This is a genomic window from Paracoccus salipaludis, assembly GCF_002287065.1.
GTDB lineage: Bacteria > Pseudomonadota > Alphaproteobacteria > Rhodobacterales > Rhodobacteraceae > Paracoccus > Paracoccus salipaludis.
The window spans coordinates 1-531 of record NZ_NSJZ01000160.1; the positions used below are offsets into that span (position 1 = coordinate 1).

General features: G+C 58.4%; 1 pseudogene. It reads left to right on the plus strand.

What is annotated here, in order from left to right:
• Positions 1-344: 344 nt before the first annotated feature.
• A pseudogene (locus CK240_RS17985) lies at positions 345-531 on the plus strand (replication initiation protein); the annotation flags it as partial.

A 531-nucleotide genomic window follows, 5' to 3' on the forward strand; every position in this document is an offset into this window, starting at 1 on the left:
TGCGCATCTGGAGGCCGCTGCCGTACTCTTCGACCCGAGGCTGCGTCTGGGTGAAGGGCGAGGGTGCCGAGTGTTTCTCAGCCCTTTCCGGCATCCCGAGCGGGCGCTTCGATCCCCCTCGGAGGTGCTGTCTGAGCAGTTATCCACAGGGCAAGAGAGTGGTGCCGCCATTCTTGTTCTAAAGTTCTTATAGTTCAGGCGGAAATACATAAGAGTTATCAAGACATTGCGCATTTATAAGTGACATATTGGGCCGCTGCGGTGACGTATTGGGCCGATGGAGTGACATATTGGGCCGATATTGCGCATTGACAGGTGACAATTTTACACTTCCAAAGTCACCTATGGGAAAGACGCTGCAAGTGGCCGCTGATCGGGCCTATGACCAATCCAAGACCGTGCTGCCCGCCGAGGTGGCGCGCGGGGTCTACATGCGGAACGCGCCAAGTCTGCGCGCCCTCAAGCTCATGCATCTGATGATCTCCACGGCGGGCGGGCGCATGGCCCAGGACGTGCGCCACGAGATGCGCC